The sequence below is a fragment of the Streptomyces sp. NPDC060194 genome, from assembly GCF_042728285.1.
GTDB lineage: Bacteria > Actinomycetota > Actinomycetes > Streptomycetales > Streptomycetaceae > Streptomyces.
The window spans coordinates 1-3,694 of the sequence record NZ_JBHWZH010000260.1 but is presented as its reverse complement, the minus strand read 5'-3'; the positions used below and the strand labels follow the sequence as shown (position 1 = coordinate 3,694).

The following is a 3,694-nucleotide window of genomic DNA, read 5'->3' as shown; positions in this document are numbered from 1 at the left end:
TTCCCCCAGTCCCTCGCCGGGCGGCTTCGCGCCTCGCGGCGCGAGGGCCTTGGGCGGCCGGCAACGCGGTCTTCGCGGCTCCGCCGCGGGTACCGGGCTCCGCCCGGTGGCCTCAATCGCCGGCCGGGCTGGATGGTTTTGCCGGCTCGGGCTGAATTGTTCTGCAGCCTCCGGGCCGGACTCCCAGGCTCCATCTGTTCGTCAGAAAGTCTCCCCCCATGCTCCGCTTCCTCGTCCGCCGGACCCTCGGCGCACTCGTGATCCTGCTGATCATCAGCGCCGTCACGTTCTTCCTCTTCTACGCGGTGCCGCGCGACCCCGCGCGGCTGGCCTGCGGGAAGCTCTGCACGCCGGAGCTGCTGCAGCAGGTGAAGGCGAACATGGGGATGGACGAGTCGCTGCCGCTGCAGTTCTGGCACTGGCTGACGGCGATCTTCGTGGGGCGGGACTTCGGGGGGAACGGGTACTGCAGCGCGCCGTGCTTCGGGTACTCGTTCACGAAGCAGGAGATGGTCACGGGCATGATCGCGGACCGGCTGCCGCTGACGCTGTCGCTGGCGGCGGGCGCGGCGGTGCTGTTCCTGATCATCGGGGTGGGGCTCGGGATGGTCGCCGCGGTGAAGCGCGGGAAGGCGGTCGACAAGATCGCGAGCGGGGCGTCGCTGCTCGCGTCGTCGATGCAGATCTACTTCATCGGGTACGTGGCGATGTTCCTGCTGGTCAACCAGCTGGGGCTGCTGGACAACCCGAACTACACGCCGTTCACCAAGAACCCGGTCGGGTGGGCTTCGGGGCTCATCATCCCGTGGCTGGTGCTGTCGCTGATCTTCACCGCGAACTACACCCGGATGACGCGCTCGCAGCTGGTCGACCAGCTCGGCGAGGACTACGTGCGCACGGCCCGGGCGAAGGGCATGTCCGGCCGGTCGGTGTTCTTCCGGTTCGCGTGGCGCGGGGCGATGGGGCCGATCGTGACGATCTTCGGGATCGACCTCGGCGTCCTCATCGGCGGCGCGATGATCACCGAGAAGGTCTTCAGCCTCCAGGGGATCGGCACGCTGGCCGTGGACGCGGTCCCCTCCAGCGACCTGCCGATGCTGCTCGGCGTCACGGTCCTCGCCGCCGGCGCGATCGTGCTCTTCAACATCGCCGTCGACGCGGTCTACGCCCTGATCGACCCCCGCATCCGCCTCGCCTGAGGCGCGCGGGGCCCGCCGGGAGTCGCCGCACCCGCACCTCGCCGCACCCGGCCGTCCGGCATCTCGCCGGGAGCACCGCCCGGCCGGCTGCCCTCGGCTCCCGCAGAGGCCCGTCCCACCGGGCCGGGCCCCGGCCCCTCCCCGACCCGCACCGTCCCCCCACCGCACCACCCAGGAGCGATCCCGTGACCAGCTTCGACAAGCGCACGGCGGCAGACCCCGCGACGGCCTCCGCCGCGGCCCCTGCCGAGACCCCCTTCCTCTCCGTCCGCGACCTCAAGGTCCACTTCTCGACCGAGGACGGCACCGTCAAGGCGGTCGACGGGCTGTCGTTCGACCTGATGCGCGGGAAGACGCTCGGCATCGTGGGTGAGTCGGGGTCGGGGAAGTCGGTCACGAACCTGACGATCCTCGGGCTGCACGACAAGCGGTCGACGACCGTCGAGGGCTCGATCGTGCTGGACGGGCAGGAGCTGACCGGGGCGGGCGACCGGACGCTGGAGAAGCTCCGCGGCAACAAGATGTCGATGATCTTCCAGGACGCGCTGACGTCGCTCTCGCCGTACCACACGGTGGGCCGGCAGATCGGCGAGGTGTACGCGAAGCACACCGGGTGCTCGAAGAAGGAGGCCCGGGCGCGGGCGGTGGAGATGCTGCGCCGGGTCGGCATCCCGCAGCCGGACATGCGGGTGGACGACTACCCGCACCAGTTCTCCGGCGGCATGCGCCAGCGCGCGATGATCGCGATGGCCCTGGTCTGCGACCCGGAGCTGCTCATCGCGGACGAGCCGACGACCGCGCTCGACGTCACCGTGCAGGCGCAGATCCTCGACCTGCTCAAGGACCTCCAGCGCGAGTTCGGCACCGCGATCATCTTCATCACCCACGACCTGGGCGTCATCGCGGACCTCGCCGACGACGTGATGGTGATGTACGGCGGCCGGGTCGTCGAGCGCGGCACCAAGGAGGAGGTCCTGGAGACCCCGGACCACCCCTACACCTGGGGCCTGCTGTCCTCGGTCCCGCGGCTCGACGCGAGCGTGGACGTGCCGCTGGTGCCGATCCCCGGCTCGCCGCCGTCGCTGCTCAACCCGCCGAGCGGGTGCCGGTTCAACCCGCGCTGCGCGTACGCGTCCGAGGTGGGGGACGGCGTCTGCACCGTCGAGCGGCCGCCGCTCGTGCTGACCGCCGGGCGGGGCGCGGCCTGCCACCTGACCCCCGAGCAGAAGAAGACCATCTTCACCGACACCGTCCAGCCCCTCCTCGGCTGACGCCGGCACCCTCACGTACTCCGGAACAGGGATCCCCCACATGAGCACCACCACCGACACCCGGGCCCCCCGCACGAGCGCCGCCGGACCCGTCCCGCTGCTCGAGGTCTCCGGGCTGACCAAGCACTTCCCGATCATGGGCGGCTTCCCGTTCAAGCGGCAGATCGGGGCCGTGCGGGCCGTCGAGGACGTGTCGTTCTCGATCGCGCCGGGCGAGTCGCTGGGCCTGGTCGGCGAGTCGGGCTGCGGCAAGTCGACGACCGGCCGGATGGTCACCCGGCTGATGGACCCGACCGGCGGCCGGATCGCGTACGCGGGGCAGGACATCACCCACGCGAACCGCAAGCAGCTCGCGCCGGTCCGGTCCGAGATCCAGATGATCTTCCAGGACCCGTACTCGTCGCTGAACCCCCGGCACACCGTCGGCACGATCATCGGCAAGCCGATGGCGATCAACGGCATCGAGCCGGCGGGCGGCCGCGAGAAGCGGGTGCGCGAGCTGATGGAGACGGTCGGGCTCAACCCCGAGCACTACAACCGCTTCCCGCACGAGTTCTCCGGCGGCCAGCGCCAGCGCATCGGCGTCGCCCGGGCGCTCGGCCTGAACCCGAAGCTGATCGTCGCCGACGAGCCGGTCTCCGCGCTCGACGTGTCGATCCAGGCGCAGGTCGTCAACCTGCTCCAGGAGCTCCAGAAGGAGCTGGGCATCGCGTTCCTGTTCATCGCCCACGACCTGGCGGTCGTGCGGCACTTCTCGCAGCGGGTCGCGGTGATGTACCTCGGCAAGGTCGTCGAGATCGCCGACCGCGACTCCCTCTACGGCAACCCCCGCCACCCGTACACCAAGGCGCTGCTCTCCGCGGTGCCGGAGGTGACCTCGGCGGCGAGGAAGGCCGGCGCGACCGGTGCGGCGAAGCGGGAGCGCATCCTGCTCAAGGGCGACGTCCCCTCCCCCATCGACCCGCCGTCGGGCTGCCGCTTCCGGACCCGGTGCTGGAAGGCCGTCGAGAAGTGCGCGACGGAGGCGCCGCCGCTGGTGCAGCTGTCGGGGAGCGGGGACGGCCACCTGACGGCCTGCCACTTCCCGGAGTAGGCACGCCTCTCGGCAGGCACAGCACAGACCTCCGGTCGCACCTTGCCCTGTGGGGAGAGCGAGGCGCGACCGGTGGGGCCCTGAACGGCTTGGGCCCCACGGCGGCAGAGGCCCGGCCCGCGATCCACGCG

Annotated in this window: 3 protein-coding genes; all 3 read left to right on the top strand. The window is 71.1% G+C overall.

The annotated features are described in order from the left end of the window. Positions 1-218: 218 nt before the first annotated feature. The 3 genes from ACFWEG_RS28575 (at position 219) to ACFWEG_RS28565 (ending at position 3,563) form a co-directional block, all read left to right on the top strand. On the top strand, positions 219-1,199 hold the full coding sequence (locus ACFWEG_RS28575; protein WP_387220896.1) for an ABC transporter permease: 981 nt from the start codon (positions 219-221) through the stop codon (positions 1,197-1,199). 185 nt (positions 1,200-1,384) lie between these two features. Then, on the top strand, positions 1,385-2,470 hold the full coding sequence (locus ACFWEG_RS28570) for an ABC transporter ATP-binding protein (protein WP_387220894.1): 1,086 nt from the start codon (positions 1,385-1,387) through the stop codon (positions 2,468-2,470). A gap of 40 nt (positions 2,471-2,510) precedes the next feature. Next, positions 2,511-3,563 (top strand): ABC transporter ATP-binding protein, encoded by a 1,053-nt coding sequence (locus ACFWEG_RS28565; RefSeq protein ID WP_387220891.1) that lies wholly within the window; start codon positions 2,511-2,513, stop codon positions 3,561-3,563. Positions 3,564-3,694: the final 131 nt, after the last annotated feature.

Coding starts and splice junctions, on each gene's coding strand:
- ACFWEG_RS28575 (WP_387220896.1), top strand. CDS start 219: ATGCTCCGCTTCCTCGTCCGCCGGACCCTCGGCGCACTCGTGATCCTG.
- ACFWEG_RS28565 (WP_387220891.1), top strand. CDS start 2,511: ATGAGCACCACCACCGACACCCGGGCCCCCCGCACGAGCGCCGCCGGA.